This window comes from Bradyrhizobium sp. C-145 (assembly GCF_023375135.1).
Taxonomy (GTDB): Bacteria; Pseudomonadota; Alphaproteobacteria; order Rhizobiales; family Xanthobacteraceae; genus Bradyrhizobium; species Bradyrhizobium zhanjiangense.
In genome coordinates, this window is record NZ_CP088150.1 from 4,613,554 (window position 1) to 4,628,854 (window position 15,301).

Below are 15,301 nucleotides of genomic sequence, written 5' to 3' on the forward strand. Positions count from 1 at the left end.
CCAAAAGAAAGCTTGCGCGCGTTCAGCGGTAAACGTCGGTCCAGAGCTCGGCGGCATCCGGCTCGGGATCATGTTGGGCGAAATCGGCGGATGCGTTGACGATGTCGCGCACCTCGGCGTCGATCGCCTTCAGATCCTGCTCGGTGACCTTGGCCGCCAAGAGGCGGTTACGCACCTGCTCGATCGGATCCTGGTCGTGGCGGACCTTCTCGACCTCCTCACGCGTGCGATATTTTGCAGGATCGGACATCGAGTGGCCGCGATAGCGGTACGTCTGCATCTCCAGGATGTAGGGACCCTTGCCGGCACGGCACCAGGCCGCCGCCTCCTCGCCCGCAGCCTTCACGGCGCGGACATCCATACCGTCGACCTGCTTGCCGGGAATGTTGAAGGACGCGCCGCGCTTGGAAAAATCCTGCTGCGCCGAGGCACGCGAGACCGAGGTGCCCATGGCGTAGCGGTTGTTCTCGATGACAAAGATCACCGGCAGTTTCCAGAGCTCCGCCATGTTGAAGCTCTCATAGACCTGGCCCTGGTTGGCCGCGCCGTCGCCGAAATAGGTGACGCTGACATTGCCGTTGCCACGATAGTGATTGGCAAAGGCGAGACCCGTGCCGAGCGAGACCTGCGCGCCGACGATGCCGTGGCCGCCGTAAAAGTGCTTCTCCTTGCTGAACATGTGCATGGAGCCGCCCTTGCCCTTGGAATAGCCGCCGCGGCGACCCGTGAGCTCGGCCATGACGCCGTTGGCCTCCATGCCGGTGGCGAGCATGTGACCGTGATCGCGATAGCCGGTGATGACCTGATCGCCCTCTTTCAGGGCCATCTGCATGCCAACCACCACGGCCTCCTGGCCGATATAGAGGTGGCAGAAGCCGCCGATTGCGCCCATACCGTAGAGCTGGCCGGCCTTTTCCTCGAAGCGCCGGATCAGGAGCATGTCGCGGAGCGCCTTGAGCTCCTGCTCCCTGGTGAATTCCGGGGGCGAACCGCCGTCGGTCTTGTCCTGTGGAGTGCTTGCGGCGGCTTTCTTGGGTGCGGCCATGGGAATTCCGGGTCAGAGAAAACTTTCGCCCTCTCTAACCCAAGTCAAACACCGTTGGAAAGCACCGCGGCGGCATGGCACGATTTTCATTATGCCGCACTGCAACGTGATCGTAATATTGGAAAATCTTTGGCGCCGATCGGGCAACAAATCGATGCAAGGCTGCCGCACACTCAGATTCGTGACCGCGTCAAGAAGCGTTGAGGCGACCGGGACCTGACATTCGGAATGGGCGGCGCCGAAACGACGCCGCCCTCTCCGCCGACCGATCAGAAGAAGCCAAGCTTCTTCGGGCTGTAGCTGACCAGGAGGTTCTTGGTCTGCTGGTAGTGATCGAGCATCATCTTGTGGGTTTCACGCCCGACGCCCGACTGCTTGTAGCCGCCGAAGGCCGCATGCGCGGGATAGGCATGGTAGCAGTTGGTCCAGACCCGGCCGGCCTGGATCGCCCGGCCGAAGCGGTAGCAGCGGTTGGCATCGCGGCTCCAGACGCCGGCTCCGAGGCCGTAGAGCGTGTCATTGGCGATCGCGAGCGCCTCCTCGTCGGTCTTGAAGGTCGTGACCGAGACCACGGGGCCGAAGATCTCCTCCTGGAAGATCCGCATCTTGTTGTGGCCCTCGAACACCGTCGGCTGCACGTAGAAGCCGCCGGCGAGATCGCCCGCAAGCTCGGCACGTCCGCCGCCGGCCAGCACCTTCGCGCCCTCCTGCTTGCCGATGTCGATATAGGAGAGGATCTTGGACAGCTGCTCGCCCGAGGCCTGCGCGCCGATCATGGTGGTGGCGTCGCGCGGATCGCCCTGCTTGATCGCGGCGACGCGCTTCAGCGCCCGCTCCATGAAGCGGTCATAGATATCCGCATGCACGAGCGCCCGGCTCGGACAGGTGCAGACCTCGCCCTGGTTCAGCGCGAACATGACGAAGCCTTCGATCGCCTTGTCGAAGAAGTCGTCGTCTTCCGCGGTGACGTCGTTGAAGAAGATGTTCGGCGACTTGCCGCCGAGCTCCAGCGTGACGGGAATCAGGTTCTGGCTGGCATATTGCATGATCAGCCGGCCCGTCGTGGTCTCGCCGGTAAACGCGATCTTGGCGATGCGCGGGCTGGAAGCGAGCGGCTTGCCGGCTTCCAGGCCAAATCCGTTGACGATGTTGAGGACGCCCGGCGGCAGGATGTCGGCGATGATTTCGGCCCAGACCATGATCGAAGCCGGCGTCTGCTCGGCGGGCTTGAGCACGACGCAATTGCCGGCGGCCAGCGCGGGCGCAAGCTTCCAGCAGGCCATCAGCAGCGGGAAGTTCCAGGGAATGATCTGGCCGACCACGCCGAGCGGCTCGTGGAAATGATAGGCGATGGTGTCGTGGTCGATCTCGCCGATCGAGCCTTCCTGGGCGCGCACGACGCCGGCGAAGTAGCGGAAGTGATCGATGGCGAGCGGCAGGTCGGCGGCGCGGGTCTCGCGGATCGGCTTGCCATTGTCCCAGGTCTCGGCGATGGCGAGACGCTCGAGGTTCTCCTCCATGCGGTCGGCGATCCGGTTCAGGATCGCGGCGCGCTCGGCGACGCTGGTGCGGCCCCACGCGGCCTTCGCCGCATGCGCCGCATCGAGGGCCGCCTCGACGTCCTGCGCGTCGGAGCGCGCGATCTTGCAGACGACCTGGCCGGTGACCGGCGAGGCATTGTCGAAATATTTGCCCGAGATCGGCGCGACGAATTTGCCGCCGATGAAATTGTCATAGCGTTCGGCGAAGGGAACTTTGGTGACGCTGAGGAATTCCACCTTGTTCATTGATCACTCCCGATGTTTGCTGTTCGCGCAATTCGTCGCGTGGTCGCGACTTGCGCCGACGATGATGCGGGAGGTGTTTTCTGTCAGCCCGGGCGGGAGAGATGATGGCGCCGACCTGTCGCAGTTCTGCGACAGTCGTGGGCGAGGCAGCGCAAGATTGAGCACTTGCAGCTTCCACACCGTCATTGCGAGCGAAGCGAAGCAATCCAGACTGTCCCCGCGGAAAGATTCTGGATTGCTTCGCTTCGCTCACAATGACGGAAATAGAAAGCTCAGTGGTTCAGCTCGAACCGCTTCAGCTTCCGATGCAGCGTGGCGCGGCTGACGCCGAGGGCCTTGGCGGCCGCCGAAACGTTGCCACCCGCGCGGAGCATCGCCCGCTGCAACACCGCGCGCTGACCGCCGGCAAGGTGGTCGTGTGCAGTGTCGCCGCCGAGGAGATCGGCCGCGGGCACCGGCTGCAGTGCCCGGCCGAGGGCGATCCCGAGTCCGATCCGGGCAGAGCGGGTTGCGCCGATCACGAGATCGTCCGCATCAACGGCGATGAGGCCGCCGCAACTACCGTCCGGGCCCTGCGTCAGAACGATGCGGGCATGGCTGAAGGCCCTGCGAAACAGGTCGGCCTCGATACGCTTGGCCGCCTCGCCCGCTGCCAGCGCGATCAAGCTGGAGAACGCGTCGGTGCGGTCGGCGCGGCAGGAGGAGACATCGAGCACGCCTGCGAGCGCCGCCTCGTGATCGTAGATTGGAACGGCGGTACAGCTCAAAAGCGTGTTGCGGGCGAAGAAGTGCTGGTCGCGATCGATCGTCAGCGGACGCTGCTCGACGAGGCAGGTGCCGATGCCGTTGGTGCCCTCGTGCTCCTCGCTCCAGAGCGCGCCGGTCCACAGGCCCCAGGATTGAAACGTCGCATCGTCCCCCGGCGTGCCACGGCGATCGACCGGAACGCCCTCGCCGTCCGCGAGCAACACGCAACAGCCGCTCGCGCCGACGGCCTGATACAGCCGGTCCATCGCACCTTGTGCGGCCGCCAGCAGCGGCGCGATGCGCTCGCGGGCCTGATCCAGCTCGGCTTCGGTGAGCCGCATCGGTGAGCTGCGCCCGGCAGGATCGAGATGATGCAATCGGGACGAGCGGCGCCACGAGGCCACGAGCGCGGACCGGGCCGCCTGGCCTGACGCGATGGCGGCCTCGACGCGGGCCGCGTGATGCGGGGGCATTGACCCATTCATCACTTGTTTCCTCCGGAAGGCAGTCTAGGCAGTACCGGCACGGCCCGGTTGATCTGCGTCAATCTTGGGCGACTGCGAGGCATGAGCCCCCTTGCTGTGGCGCCGTCAAGGCAGCCGACTGCTTCTTGGCCTACGACTTTCGGTACAGTTGAGGGCTGAATTGGCGGCGATCGGCAGCCGCTTTCGTTGCCGGTTTCGAATGCAGCGAAAACGCTATTTCGCCGGGATCATCCGAACGAGATCGTGCGGATTGACATAGTCGAGCTGGTAGCGCGCCCGCTCGTCCAGCATATCAGGATCGATCCTGGACGTGCGCAGCAACGAGACGCGCTGCTCGCTCCTGGCGCGCTCGCGCTTGAGCTGTGCCAGCTCGCTGGTCAGCGCGATGATCTCCTGGTCCAGCTCCTGGCGGGCGTTGAGGCCGTATTTGCCGGTGTAGGCGTTGACGCCGAAATAGCCGACGATGGCCGCCGCCATCGCATAGAGGGCAAGGCCGGTCAGGATCGATTTCAGGCGCGCGCGGGAGACCATCTTGGGAAGATGGGACAGGTTGGTTAAGGGAGTGCTAATGCGCCCGGCCCGCGCCACGCACTTCGAGACCCTCATGGTGAGGAGGCCGCGCAGCGGCCATCTCGAACCATGAAGGCCCGGATCTCGCCCGCGGCCATCCTTCGAGACGGCGCTAGCGCGCCTCCTCTCAGGATGAGGACTTCCGGTATCGCCGCGGGGTATTCGGCCTCAGCCGTGATGCTTCGCGACGTGCGCCGCGAAGGCGTCGATATAGGCCTGGAGCACAGGCTTCAGCGACTCCTTGACCAGATTGCCCTCGGCATCAAAGGCGTCGCCAATGGCGTTCAGATAGGTCTCCGGCTGTTGCATGATCGGACCGCTAATACCAGGCAGGATGGTTTGCAAATGCTTGGCCGCGCTGACCCCGCCGAGCGGGCCCGGCGAATTGGAGATGATGCCGACCGGCTTGCCATTGAGCGAGCTCTTGCCATAGGGCCGCGAGGCGACGTCGATGGCGTTCTTCAGCGCGCCAGGGATGGAGCGGTTGTATTCGGGCGTGACGAAGATGACGCCGTCCGCCTTCTGAAGCTTATCGCGGAACGCCAGCCAGTCCGCGGGCGGCGCGCCCTCAAGGTCCTGGTTGAAGAACGAGATGCCCGCCGGCGTGATCACCTCGAGCTTGAGCGAGCTAGGTGCGAGCTTGGCGAGCGCATTGGCGATCTTGAGCGAAAAGCCGGCCTTGCGCACGCTGCCGGCGATTACGACGATATTGTAGGCCATGGAGTGTCCTTCGAACTTGAGCGGGAGTGCCGGGGGCGCACTTAAGCGATCCGGACCGATGGATGCAAGTGCATGAACTGGCTCGATTTGGAAACGCTGTGTTTCTCGAACGTACCCCTTGGCTTCTCCGGGCGACATCGCGCCCTTTGACTGTTGGCCAAAACATTCGGGCCGCCAAGCGGCGGCCCGATCTCTCGCCCAAACGTCTAGGTCAGGTCAGATTGTCGGATTCCAGGCCGACGGGATCAGGCGATATTTGGCGCCGTCCTTCACGACATGCCCGACCGACGGGAAGGTGAAGTGGAAGCCGATCACGGTCGCTTTCTCGGCCGCCGCCATGTCGTAGAATTTGTGGCGCGTCGCCTGCGCCATCGCCGGATCAGCGTCGAAGATCACGTGCCAGTCCGGATTGCGCAGGAAGAATTCCGGAATGTTGGTGACATCGGACTGGATCAGCACCTTGGCATCGCCCGACGCGACAGCGAACGAGGTGTGGCCTGGCGTGTGGCCCGGCGTCGCGATCGAGGTGATGCCGGGCGCGACCTCCTTGCCCCACTCGTACTTGGTGACCTTGGATTCGAGGCCGGCAAAGGTCTTCTTCACGTTGGCGAAATAGTTCTTCATCATCGGGTTGGACTCAGCCTTGGCGACGTTGTCCTCGCTGGTCCAGAACTCCCAGTCTTTGCCCGGCACCATGATCTCCGCATTCGCGAAGGCGAGCGCGCCATCGGCGAGACGGAGGCCGTTGGTGTGATCAGGATGCAGATGCGACAGCAGCACGACGTCGATGTTCTTGGGATCGACGCCAGCGGCCTGGAGATTTTGCAGGGTGCGGCCGACCGCGCCCTTGCTCGGCTCGAGATTGGCGACGCCGTTGCCGGTATCGATCAGCACGAGCTTGGAGCCGGTGTTGATGAGCTGCGGATTGAACGGCACCGTGACCATGCCCTTCGGCATGTAGGCCGCCTCGCCCGCGGCCAGCGCCTCATCCTTCGGTATGTTGACGACGAACTTCTCCGGCATCGGGAAGGTGCGCGCACCGTCGTTGATCGAGGTGCACTCGTAGCTGCCGACCTTGTAGCGGTAGAAGCCCGGCGCCTGCGTCCCAGCCGGCGGCACTGAGGCATTGGCGGTGGTCGGTCCAAGCCCGGTAACGGCGGCCGCACTGAGGGCGGCGGCACCTGCGAGCAGGTGACGGCGATTGAGGTCGGTCATGCAGAGGTCCCCTTCTGAACGCCTTGCGGTTTTTCCGCTTTCAACGGCGGCGGGAATAATCCCCCGCTTCGCTCAGAAGGCAAGTCCCTTCTTCCGGTGACGTGCCGTCGCACATCACGATAATTTATTTGGGTTCATGGGGAATTTTTCGGCGATCGCCTGTCTGCGCCAGTATCGCTTCGGTGCCTGGCCGTAGACTCGCTTGAAGGCGTGTCCGAAGGCGCTCTCCGACGAGTATCCAAGCTGCGCGGCCGTTGCCGAAACGGTCGCTCCACGTCGAAGAAGATCGCGTGCAAGTCGCATTCGCCATCGAAGGAGGTAGTCGAGCGGCGCCAGCCCCACCAGGGACTTGAACCGCTTCGAAAACGCGGATCGCGACATGGCGATCGCCTCGGACAATGCTTCCAGGGTCCAGGGATGAGCGGCGTCTTCGTGCATCAGCCTGATGGCCTTGCCGATCCTGGCGTCGACCAGTGCGTTGATCCATCCCAAACCCTCGCCGGCATCCTGATCCAGCGCCGCGCGGAGCACCTGGACGAGCAGGACGTCGGCAAGCCTGTCGGTGAGTACGGCCGCTCCGATTCCCGTCCCCCTGATTTCAAGGTCGAGAATCTCGAGCGTGGAATGAATGACGGCTGCGGACGGACTGCGCGACGGTATGAGCAGAAAGCGAGGGAGCGCATCGAGCAGCAATCCGGCGTCCGACGCTTCGAAACCGAAACTGCCGGCAAGCAGAACGGTATCGCGGCCCGCGTGACGCGCGACATCCGACTGCGTCCAATCGAACGCCGCTATACCGTCTTCGGGAGCAAGGCGTTGGTCGTTGGCCAGAACATAGGCTGGTGCCTTGGCCAGAAGAAAGCAGTCGCCGGAGACAAGCCGATGATGGGCTTCGTCGCCGAAATCGATCCAGCAATCACCTCGGATGACCGCGCCGAACTTAAGGGCGGGTTTGGCCGGGAACCGATACGACCAATTGCCGCCCGCCTCGAACCTCGTGCAACGCGCAGCGCGAACGTTCAGGAGCGAGAAGACCTGAGACAGCGGGTCCGGGGTCTTGTGCCTATCCGAGGGTTTGTCCAAGCCTTGATCCGATCTCGACGATTTTCGAGCACTTCGAGCATAGATCAACCTCGATTCCGATGCGAAGTTCATCTCGCAACGAATTGCGTGGAACATCTATGACAGGCATCGCAGGCAAGGTCATCGCCATCACGGGCGCCAGCAGCGGAATTGGCGAAGCCGCCGCCCGGCATCTCGCAGAACGTGGCGCCATCATGATCCTCGGCGGACGGCGCGCCGACCGGCTGCAGATTCTGGCCGCGAGCATCGCCTCAAAGGGCGGAAAGGCGTCGTACCTCGTCACCGACGTCAGGCAACGCAAGGATGTCGCCAGGCTCGTCGGACTTGCCACGGACCGATACGGGAAGCTGGACGTCCTGATCAACAATGCGGGGATTGCCCCGATTTCCCGCCTCGACGACCTGAGGGTCGACGACTGGGACGACATGATCGACGTGAATGTGAAAGGCGTGCTCTACGGAATCGCCGCCGCCCTGCCCGTCTTCCGACGTCAGGGCTTCGGTCATTTCATCAACACCCTGTCGACCGCCGGCATCAAGATCGTTCCGACAATGGCGGTCTACGCGGGATCGAAGAATGCCGTCAGGGCGATTTCCGAAGGGCTTCGTCAGGAGGCCGGCCCCTCACTTCGGGTGACGACCATCTCACCCGGTTATGTCGACACCGAACTGCCGTCCTCCATGACGGATTCCGCGTTGCGGGAGCAAGGGCAGGCAAGCATGAAGGCGATGGCCATTCCGGCGAGCGCAATCGCGGAGACGATGGCCTTCGCGATTGCGCAGCCGGATAGCGTGGACGTCGGCGAAATCGTCATTCGCCCCACGGCTCAGGCATAAATTCGAACAGGCCTGGACGCCGTTGCGCGTCACGACTTATTCGGGTTGATGAGGAATTTTTCGCCGGTGGCCCGTTTGGCGTACACCGCGATGTTGGCTGGATCGAGCGCCTCCGCAAGCGAGACCACCTTGGTGTAGTGGCTGGCGAAGGTGGTCTTGAGCTCGGACGCGACGCGCTGGCGCAGGCGACCGATCTCGGCCGGACCGATCTTCTGGAGGAATGGCGTGAGCAGCCAGCCGCCGACGCCCCAGCTCAGGCCGAACGAGCGGTTCAGCTCGGTCGGCCGCGTGTCGAGGCTGCCGTAGATATAGACCTGCTTGTAGACGTTGGAGCCGTAGCGGCTGTATTCCTTCGCGGTCTTGTTGGCCGCGATCTCCATCGCGGTGAGGATCTGGCTCGCCAACTTGCCGCCGCCAATGGCGTCGAAGGCAATCGTGGCGCCGGTCTCAACCAGCGCGTTGGTGAGGTCGTCCATGAAGCTCGCCGCGCTGGAATCCACGACATGCTTGGCGCCGATCTTGTGCAGGATGTCGGCCTGCTCCTTGCTGCGCACGATGTTGACGAGACCGATGCCATCCTTGATGCAGATCTTGTTGAGCATCTGGCCGAGATTGGAGGCGGCGGCCGTGTGCACCAGCGCCTTGTGGTTCTCGCGGCGCATCGTCTCGGTCATGCCGAGCGCGGTCAGCGGATTGACGAACCAGGAGGCACCGTCGGCCGCCGTGGTCCCTGCCGGCAGCTCCATGACGTCGCGGACCTTCAGCACGCGATACTGCGTGTACATCGCGCCGCCGATCATCGACACCGTCTTGCCCATCAGCGCCTTCGCCGCGTCCGATGATCCGGTCCGAATCACCGTGCCGGCGCCCTCGTTGCCGACCGGCAATGACTGATCGAACCTGGCCGCCATCATCCGCATCGCGCCCTCAGGCATTTTCGCGGTGATCACCGGTGCGTCCTTCGTGCCGGAAGCCTGAGCCGCCGACATGTCGGCGGCCCCGATCAGGAGCCCGAGGTCGGAGGGGTTGATCGGCGTGGCTTCGACGCGAACCACGACCTCATCGTCGGCCGGCTCCGGTGTCGGGACATTCACGAGGGACAATTCCAGCTCGCCGCTCTTCTTCAGCAGCGAACGCAGCTGCAGTCCGGTCTTGCCGTCGCTCATGTCGATCCTCCCCTGTCCTCTTTTCGCGAGTCGAAGCGCCGGCTTATGCCAGCGCCTTCAGTGCCGCCTTGCCGCCATAGAGCGCCTGCTTGCCGAGCTGCTGCTCGATGCGCAGGAGCTGGTTGTATTTGGCGGTGCGGTCGGACCGCGCAAGGGAGCCGGTCTTGATCTGACCGCAATTGGTGGCAACCGCGAGATCGGCGATGGTGGAATCCTCGGTCTCGCCCGAGCGGTGCGACATGACAGAGGTGTAGCCGGCCTTGTGCGCCATCTCGACGGCGGCGAGCGTCTCGGTCAGCGTGCCGATCTGGTTGACCTTGATCAGGATCGAGTTGGCTCGGCCCGCTTTGATGCCTTCGGCGAGGCGCTTGACGTTGGTGACGAAGAGATCGTCGCCGACGAGCTGGCACTTCTTGCCGATGAGGTCGGTGAGCTCCTTCCAGCCGTCCATGTCGTCTTCCGACATGCCGTCCTCGATCGTCACGATCGGATAGCGCGCGACGAGATCGCCGAGATACTTGGCCTGCTCGGAGATCGAGCGGGTCTTGCCCTCGCCTTCATAGACGTATTTGCCGTCCCTAAAGAACTCGGTCGAGGCGCAGTCGAGCCCGAGCACGATGTCGGTGCCCGCCTTGAAGCCGGCCTTGCCGATCGCGTTCATGACGAAGTCGAGCGCCGCGTCTGCCGACGGCAGGTTCGGGGCGAAGCCGCCCTCGTCGCCGACATTGGTGTTGTGACCGGCCTTCTTCAGCTCGGACTTCAGCGTGTGGAAGACTTCCGCGCCGTAGCGCAGGCCCTCGGCAAAGCTCGACGCGCCGACCGGCAGGATCATGAATTCCTGGAAGTCGATCGGGTTGTCGGCATGCACGCCGCCATTGATGATGTTCATCATCGGCACCGGCAGGAGCCGCGCCGAGGTGCCGCCGACATAACGATAGAGCGGCATGTCGAGCGAGTTCGCGGCCGCCTTGGCGCAGGCCAGCGACACACCGAGGATCGCGTTGGCGCCCAGCCGGCTCTTGTTCGGCGTGCCGTCGAGGTCGATCATGATCTGGTCGATCTGGGCCTGCTGCTCGACATCGAGGCCGCTCAGGGCCTCGAAGATCTCGCCATTGACGGCGCTGACTGCCTTGGAGACGCCCTTGCCGAGATAGCGGGCCTTGTCACCGTCGCGCAGTTCCACTGCCTCATGGGCGCCAGTCGAGGCTCCCGACGGCACCGCGGCGCGGCCGAGCGCGCCGTCTTCCAGCACGACATCGACCTCGACGGTGGGATTGCCCCGGCTATCGAGGATTTCGCGGCCGATGATGTCGATGATGGCGGTCATGATGTGCACTTCCGTTCGTTAGGGCTGATCGGTGTCGCGGGTCTTACACGGGCCGCAAGCAAATGTGAACGCTTGGACGAGCCGCTTCGACTGACGCGTGAAGAACCTCAGATTATGCTCGACGACATCTGCTCCGCGCGTCCATCCTCAATCCTAGACAGTCGGGGTAACGCCATGAATCGCCGCCAGTTTCTTGCCTCGAGCGCCGCCCTCCTCGCCGCCCGCCCAAGCTTTGCGCAGGAAGGCCCGTTCCGGACAAAATACTTCCCGATCAGCCCAGGCATCGGCCTGCACGATCTCACGCCCGCTCCTGACGGCACCGTGTGGTTCACGGCGCAGGGCAAGGGCCTGCTCGGCAGACTCGATCCAAAGGATGGCACCTTCAAGACGGTCAGCCTCGGCCAGGGCGCCGCCCCGCATGGCGTGACCATCGGCCCCGACGGCGCGCCATGGATCACCGAAGGCGGCCAGAACGCGATCGCGCGGGTCGACCCCGGCGATCTCAAGGTCACGCTGTTCCGCCTGCCGGAAAAGTTCGCCTCCGCCAATCTCAACACCGGCGTGTTCGATAAGGCCGGCACGTACTGGTTCACCGGTCAGTCCGGCTATTACGGCCGGCTCACGCCGAAGTCGGGCGAGATGACGGTCTTCAAGGCACCAAAAGGCATCGGGCCCTACGGCATCACCGTCACGCCCAAGGGCGACATCTGGTACGCCTCCCTCGCCGGCAGCTACATCGCCAAAGTAGATCTTGCAAACGGCAATGCCCGCGTCGTGCAGCCGCCGACACCGAATGCGGGCTCACGGCGCGTCTGGTCGGATTCAAAGAGCCGGATCTGGGTCAGCGAGTGGAATAGCGGGCATGTCTCGGTGCACGATCCCGCCGACGGCTCGTGGAAGACGTGGAAGCTGCCGGGCGAACGTCCCCGCGCCTACGCGGTCTATGTCGACGACAAGGACAAGGTCTGGCTGAGCGATTTCTCCGCCAACGCCATCGTCCGTTTCGATCCCACGACCGAGCGCTTCAACGTCTTCGCCAGCGACAAAGCCAATGCCAATGTGCGCCAGCTCGACGGCAGGCCGGGCGAGCTGTGGGGTTGCGAATCCGGCAACGACCGGATCGTCATGATCCAGACGATCGCGGCCGGTTGACGGCCGCGCCATTTGCGTCCATCCCGGCATCCGAAACAGGATGTGACGACGATGGCGAAGAAATCCCTCCAGCTCGGTCGTGCGGTCGAGTGGCCGCACACACCGGAAGAAGCCCAGCTCGACCGCGTGCCCAATCCGCAAAAGGGCACCGACTACCTGGTGCGCTTCACCGTGCCGGAATTCACCTCACTCTGCCCGGTCACGGGACAGCCGGATTTCGCGCATCTGGTGATCGACTACGCGCCGGGTGCGTGGCTGCTGGAGTCGAAATCGCTGAAACTTTACATGGCGAGCTTCCGCAATCACGGCGCCTTCCACGAGGACTGCACCGTGATGATCGGCAAGCGTATCGCGAGCGAGATCAAGCCGAAATGGCTGCGCATCGGCGGCTACTGGTACCCGCGCGGCGGCATCCCGATCGACGTTTTCTGGCAGACCGGCCGTGTGCCGAAGGGCCTGTGGGCGCCGGAGCAAGGCGTCGCGCCCTATCGCGGGCGGGGATAGCTCGCTGTTGTCCCACTTGGCGCGGCATTGACCGACGTGCTCAGGCCCGCGCGTCTGACGGCGCCCGCTGCTTGAGCAGCCGGGCGCAGACGAAGCCCAGCACCATCATGATCACGGCGCTCGCGAACAGGGTCGGCATCTTGCCGGCGTGCTGGAGGCCGAAGCCATAGGCGAGCGGCCCCACGGTCTGCCCCATGAAGAAGAAGAACGAATGCAGCGACAGCGCGGTGGCGCGTGCCTCGACCGAGAGTTCGCTGGCGAAGACCTGCAGACAGCCGTGGGCGATGTAGAAGCCCCATCCCATCACGATGAGATTCAGGGCCTGCACTTCCCAGCGTGGCCCGAAGGCGACGGCAATGAGCTGTGAGGCAACCAGCGTCATGCCCGCGATCATCATGCCCTTCATGCCGAGCCACGGCAGCAGGCGCGACACCGTCAGCGTGTAGAACAAGCCGCCGACCGCAAAGCCCGCGATGACGATGCCGGCGATCGAGAGCGAGGTCTGGCCGAGCTCGAACAGGAACGAGGCGATATAGGGAAACAGGCCGAGCACGCAACAGCCCTCGATGAACACGGCCGAGTAGCAGACATAGGCGTTCGGATTGGTGAAGATGGTGCGATAGCCGGCCTTCAGCGCCGATAGGCTGGTCTTCGGTGGATGCTTGACCTTGGCGCCGTGAAAGCCGGCGGCAACCGCGATCGAGGCGACGATCACGAGCACGCCGAGCACTGCGAGCACGCCGCGCCAGCCGAGAAAATCGCCGATCAGCCCGGAGGCCGAGGCGCCGAGCAGATTGCCGGTCATCGCGCCGGCGAGCGTGCGGCTGATCGCGACTTGGCGTTTCTCGGGCCCAACGAGATCGCTGGTCAGGCTCAGCGCCACCGGAAACACGCCGCCGGAGCCGATGCCGGCGAGAATGCGGGTCGCAAACAAAACCGAGAACGAGGTCGAGAGCGCGCCGAGGATGTTGGCAAGGCCGAGCAGCGCGAGGCAGCCGATCATCAGCCGCGTCTTGCCGAACAGATCGGCGGCAGCGCCAATTATGGGCTGGATGATCGAGAAGGTGAAGGCGAACACCGCGGCAAAACCCGCGGCGGTCGCGATGCTGACGCCAAAGTCCTCGGCGACATGCGGCAGCACCGGATCGAGCGCGCGTGCCGAGAGCGCTGCGGCGAAGCTTGCGCCTGATATGACGTAGAGCGCTGTCGGCAAGCCGTGATCGTGCGGCCGCGCCTCGCCGTGCTGCATCAGCGCGGGCCGGTTTTGACAGATTCTTTGGCGAGCGCGTCGAACGCCATCAGTCTAGCGATCAGCCCCTCGAACTGGCGCAGCGGCACCATGTTGGGGCCATCGGAGGGCGCGCGATCAGGATCGGGATGGGTCTCGATGAAAACGCCAGCCACGCCAACGGCTACAGCCGCGCGTGCCAGCACCGGCACGAATTCGCGCTCGCCGCCCGACGACGTCCCCTTCCCGCCCGGCTGCTGCACCGAATGGGTGGCATCGAAGATGACAGGGGCGCCGGTGGTGCGCGCCAGGATCGGCAGCGCGCGCATGTCGGAGACCAGCGTGTTGTAGCCGAAGGAGGCGCCGCGCTCGGTGACGAGCACGTTGGGATTGTTCGCGCTGGTGATCTTGGTGACGACATTGGCCATGTCCCAGGGCGCCAGGAACTGGCCCTTCTTGACGTTCACGACCCTTCCGGTCGCGGCCGCAGCGAGAAGGAGATCGGTCTGCCGGCACAGGAAGGCGGGTATCTGCAAGACGTCGACGGCCTGCGCCACCTCGGCGCATTGCGTGGCCTCGTGCACGTCCGTCAGCACCGGTAAGCCAAGCGAGGAACGGATCTCCGCGAAGATCGGTAGCGACTGCGCGAGGCCCAGCCCGCGCGCCGCGGATGCGCTGGTGCGGTTGGCCTTGTCGAACGAGGTCTTGTAGACGAGGCCGATGTTCAGCCGCGCCGCGATCTCCTTCAGCGCGGAAGCCACCTCCAGCGCATGCTGGCGGCTCTCGAGCTGGCATGGCCCGGCAATGACCGAGATCGGCAGGTCATTGCCGAATTTGACCGTGCCAATGGTGACGACCGGCGCCGCTGACGTCGAAGAGCTCAAGGCAAATCCCTCGTTTCGGCGCGACCATAGCCCCGATGAGGGTCGGATCAACCCTATTCGGCCAGGGCGGTCAGAATATCAGGGTTGCGCCAGGGTTCCTCGCCACGCGAGGGATCGCTACTTGACCACTGAGAAGGCGGTCGGCGCCAGAATCTGGCTGACGATGTTGGCGACGATCTGGCCGTCGGCCTCGGACTTCGCCCGCGCCTCGAGCCAGTCCGGATCGGTCGTGAACTTGCCCCACTTCGTCTCGCGCTCGGCCAGTGACTCCCAGGCCAGGAAATAGGTCAGCTCCTGGTGGGATTCGCCGATCAGCGTGGTGAAGAACCCGGCCTGCTTGATGCCGTGCTTCTCCCAAATTTTCAGCGTGGCGGTCTCGAACCGTTTGAGCAGTGCCGGCAGGCGGCCGGGCACGCAGCGATACTGGCGCATTTCGTAGATCATTCATGTTCCTCCCTGAACAGGTCCGGCGGTTATAGCGGCTGGTCCCGACGGTGTCGTGAGCCCCGCCCGGTTGCCCCTGTGGCGTTCTGCGCATGGCTTGAGGTCGAT

The 15,301-nt window shown here is 64.2% G+C and carries 15 protein-coding genes; 3 read left to right on the forward strand and 12 right to left on the reverse strand.

Translation table 11 applies throughout. The features are described 5' to 3' along the window. Nucleotides 1–22: 22 nt before the first annotated feature. From pdhA to LRP30_RS21540, 7 genes are all read right to left on the reverse strand, one after another. Nucleotides 23–1,045: a pyruvate dehydrogenase (acetyl-transferring) E1 component subunit alpha gene (gene pdhA / locus LRP30_RS21510; protein WP_128933540.1), complete on the reverse strand. Its 1,023-nt coding sequence runs from the start codon at nucleotides 1,043–1,045 to the stop codon at nucleotides 23–25. 269 nt (nucleotides 1,046–1,314) lie between these two features. Then, complete coding sequence (gene adh / locus LRP30_RS21515; RefSeq protein ID WP_128933539.1) at nucleotides 1,315–2,832, reverse strand: aldehyde dehydrogenase; 1,518 nt, start codon at nucleotides 2,830–2,832, stop codon at nucleotides 1,315–1,317. Nucleotides 2,833–3,104: 272 nt separating this feature from the next. Then, on the reverse strand, nucleotides 3,105–4,064 hold the full coding sequence (locus tag LRP30_RS21520) for a GAF domain-containing protein (RefSeq protein WP_164939519.1): 960 nt from the start codon (nucleotides 4,062–4,064) through the stop codon (nucleotides 3,105–3,107). Between the two features lie 213 nt (nucleotides 4,065–4,277). Beyond that, entirely contained in the window at nucleotides 4,278–4,595 is a 318-nt protein-coding gene (locus tag LRP30_RS21525) for a septum formation initiator family protein (RefSeq protein WP_008567889.1), read from the reverse strand. Between the two features lie 207 nt (nucleotides 4,596–4,802). Then, nucleotides 4,803–5,354, reverse strand: coding sequence for an NAD(P)H-dependent oxidoreductase (locus LRP30_RS21530; RefSeq protein WP_249761599.1), 552 nt, complete (start codon nucleotides 5,352–5,354; stop codon nucleotides 4,803–4,805). A 216-nt stretch (nucleotides 5,355–5,570) separates the two neighbouring features. Continuing rightward, nucleotides 5,571–6,569 (reverse strand): MBL fold metallo-hydrolase, encoded by a 999-nt coding sequence (locus LRP30_RS21535; RefSeq protein ID WP_249761600.1) that lies wholly within the window; start codon nucleotides 6,567–6,569, stop codon nucleotides 5,571–5,573. Between the two features lie 114 nt (nucleotides 6,570–6,683). Next, the gene (locus LRP30_RS21540; RefSeq protein ID WP_249761601.1) at nucleotides 6,684–7,652 is read right to left on the reverse strand and encodes an AraC family transcriptional regulator; all 969 of its coding nucleotides are present in this window, start codon (nucleotides 7,650–7,652) and stop codon (nucleotides 6,684–6,686) included. A 98-nt stretch (nucleotides 7,653–7,750) separates the two neighbouring features. On the opposite strand from LRP30_RS21540, the gene LRP30_RS21545 reads away from it, so the two are divergent. Further along, nucleotides 7,751–8,488, forward strand: coding sequence for an SDR family oxidoreductase (locus LRP30_RS21545; protein WP_249761602.1), 738 nt, complete (start codon nucleotides 7,751–7,753; stop codon nucleotides 8,486–8,488). Nucleotides 8,489–8,517: 29 nt separating this feature from the next. Here LRP30_RS21545 and LRP30_RS21550 read toward each other — a convergent pair whose 3' ends face one another. Then, nucleotides 8,518–9,654 carry a zinc-binding dehydrogenase gene (locus tag LRP30_RS21550; RefSeq protein WP_091885673.1) on the reverse strand — a complete coding sequence of 379 codons (1,137 nt, stop codon included), beginning with the start codon at nucleotides 9,652–9,654 and terminating at the stop codon, nucleotides 8,518–8,520. Nucleotides 9,655–9,697: 43 nt separating this feature from the next. Continuing rightward, nucleotides 9,698–10,981: a phosphopyruvate hydratase gene (gene eno, locus LRP30_RS21555; protein ID WP_249761603.1), complete on the reverse strand. Its 1,284-nt coding sequence runs from the start codon at nucleotides 10,979–10,981 to the stop codon at nucleotides 9,698–9,700. A gap of 174 nt (nucleotides 10,982–11,155) precedes the next feature. Between eno and LRP30_RS21560 the strand changes: the two genes are divergently transcribed. Next, nucleotides 11,156–12,133 carry a lyase gene (locus tag LRP30_RS21560; protein WP_249761604.1) on the forward strand — a complete coding sequence of 326 codons (978 nt, stop codon included), beginning with the start codon at nucleotides 11,156–11,158 and terminating at the stop codon, nucleotides 12,131–12,133. 51 nt (nucleotides 12,134–12,184) lie between these two features. Next, nucleotides 12,185–12,637 carry a preQ(1) synthase gene (gene queF / locus LRP30_RS21565; RefSeq protein ID WP_249761605.1) on the forward strand — a complete coding sequence of 151 codons (453 nt, stop codon included), beginning with the start codon at nucleotides 12,185–12,187 and terminating at the stop codon, nucleotides 12,635–12,637. Nucleotides 12,638–12,677: 40 nt separating this feature from the next. On the opposite strand, the gene LRP30_RS21570 is transcribed toward queF, so the two are convergent. From LRP30_RS21570 to LRP30_RS21580, 3 genes are all read right to left on the reverse strand, one after another. After that, nucleotides 12,678–13,886 (reverse strand): MFS transporter, encoded by a 1,209-nt coding sequence (locus LRP30_RS21570; RefSeq protein ID WP_128945892.1) that lies wholly within the window; start codon nucleotides 13,884–13,886, stop codon nucleotides 12,678–12,680. Beyond that, a complete protein-coding gene (gene kdsA, locus LRP30_RS21575; RefSeq protein ID WP_249761606.1) occupies nucleotides 13,886–14,749 on the reverse strand; it encodes a 3-deoxy-8-phosphooctulonate synthase in 864 nt (287 codons plus the stop codon). The genes LRP30_RS21570 and kdsA overlap by 1 nt, the downstream gene beginning before the upstream one ends. A gap of 117 nt (nucleotides 14,750–14,866) precedes the next feature. Next, a complete protein-coding gene (locus LRP30_RS21580) occupies nucleotides 14,867–15,193 on the reverse strand; it encodes an NIPSNAP family protein (RefSeq protein ID WP_128940991.1) in 327 nt (108 codons plus the stop codon). Nucleotides 15,194–15,301 lie beyond the last annotated feature (108 nt).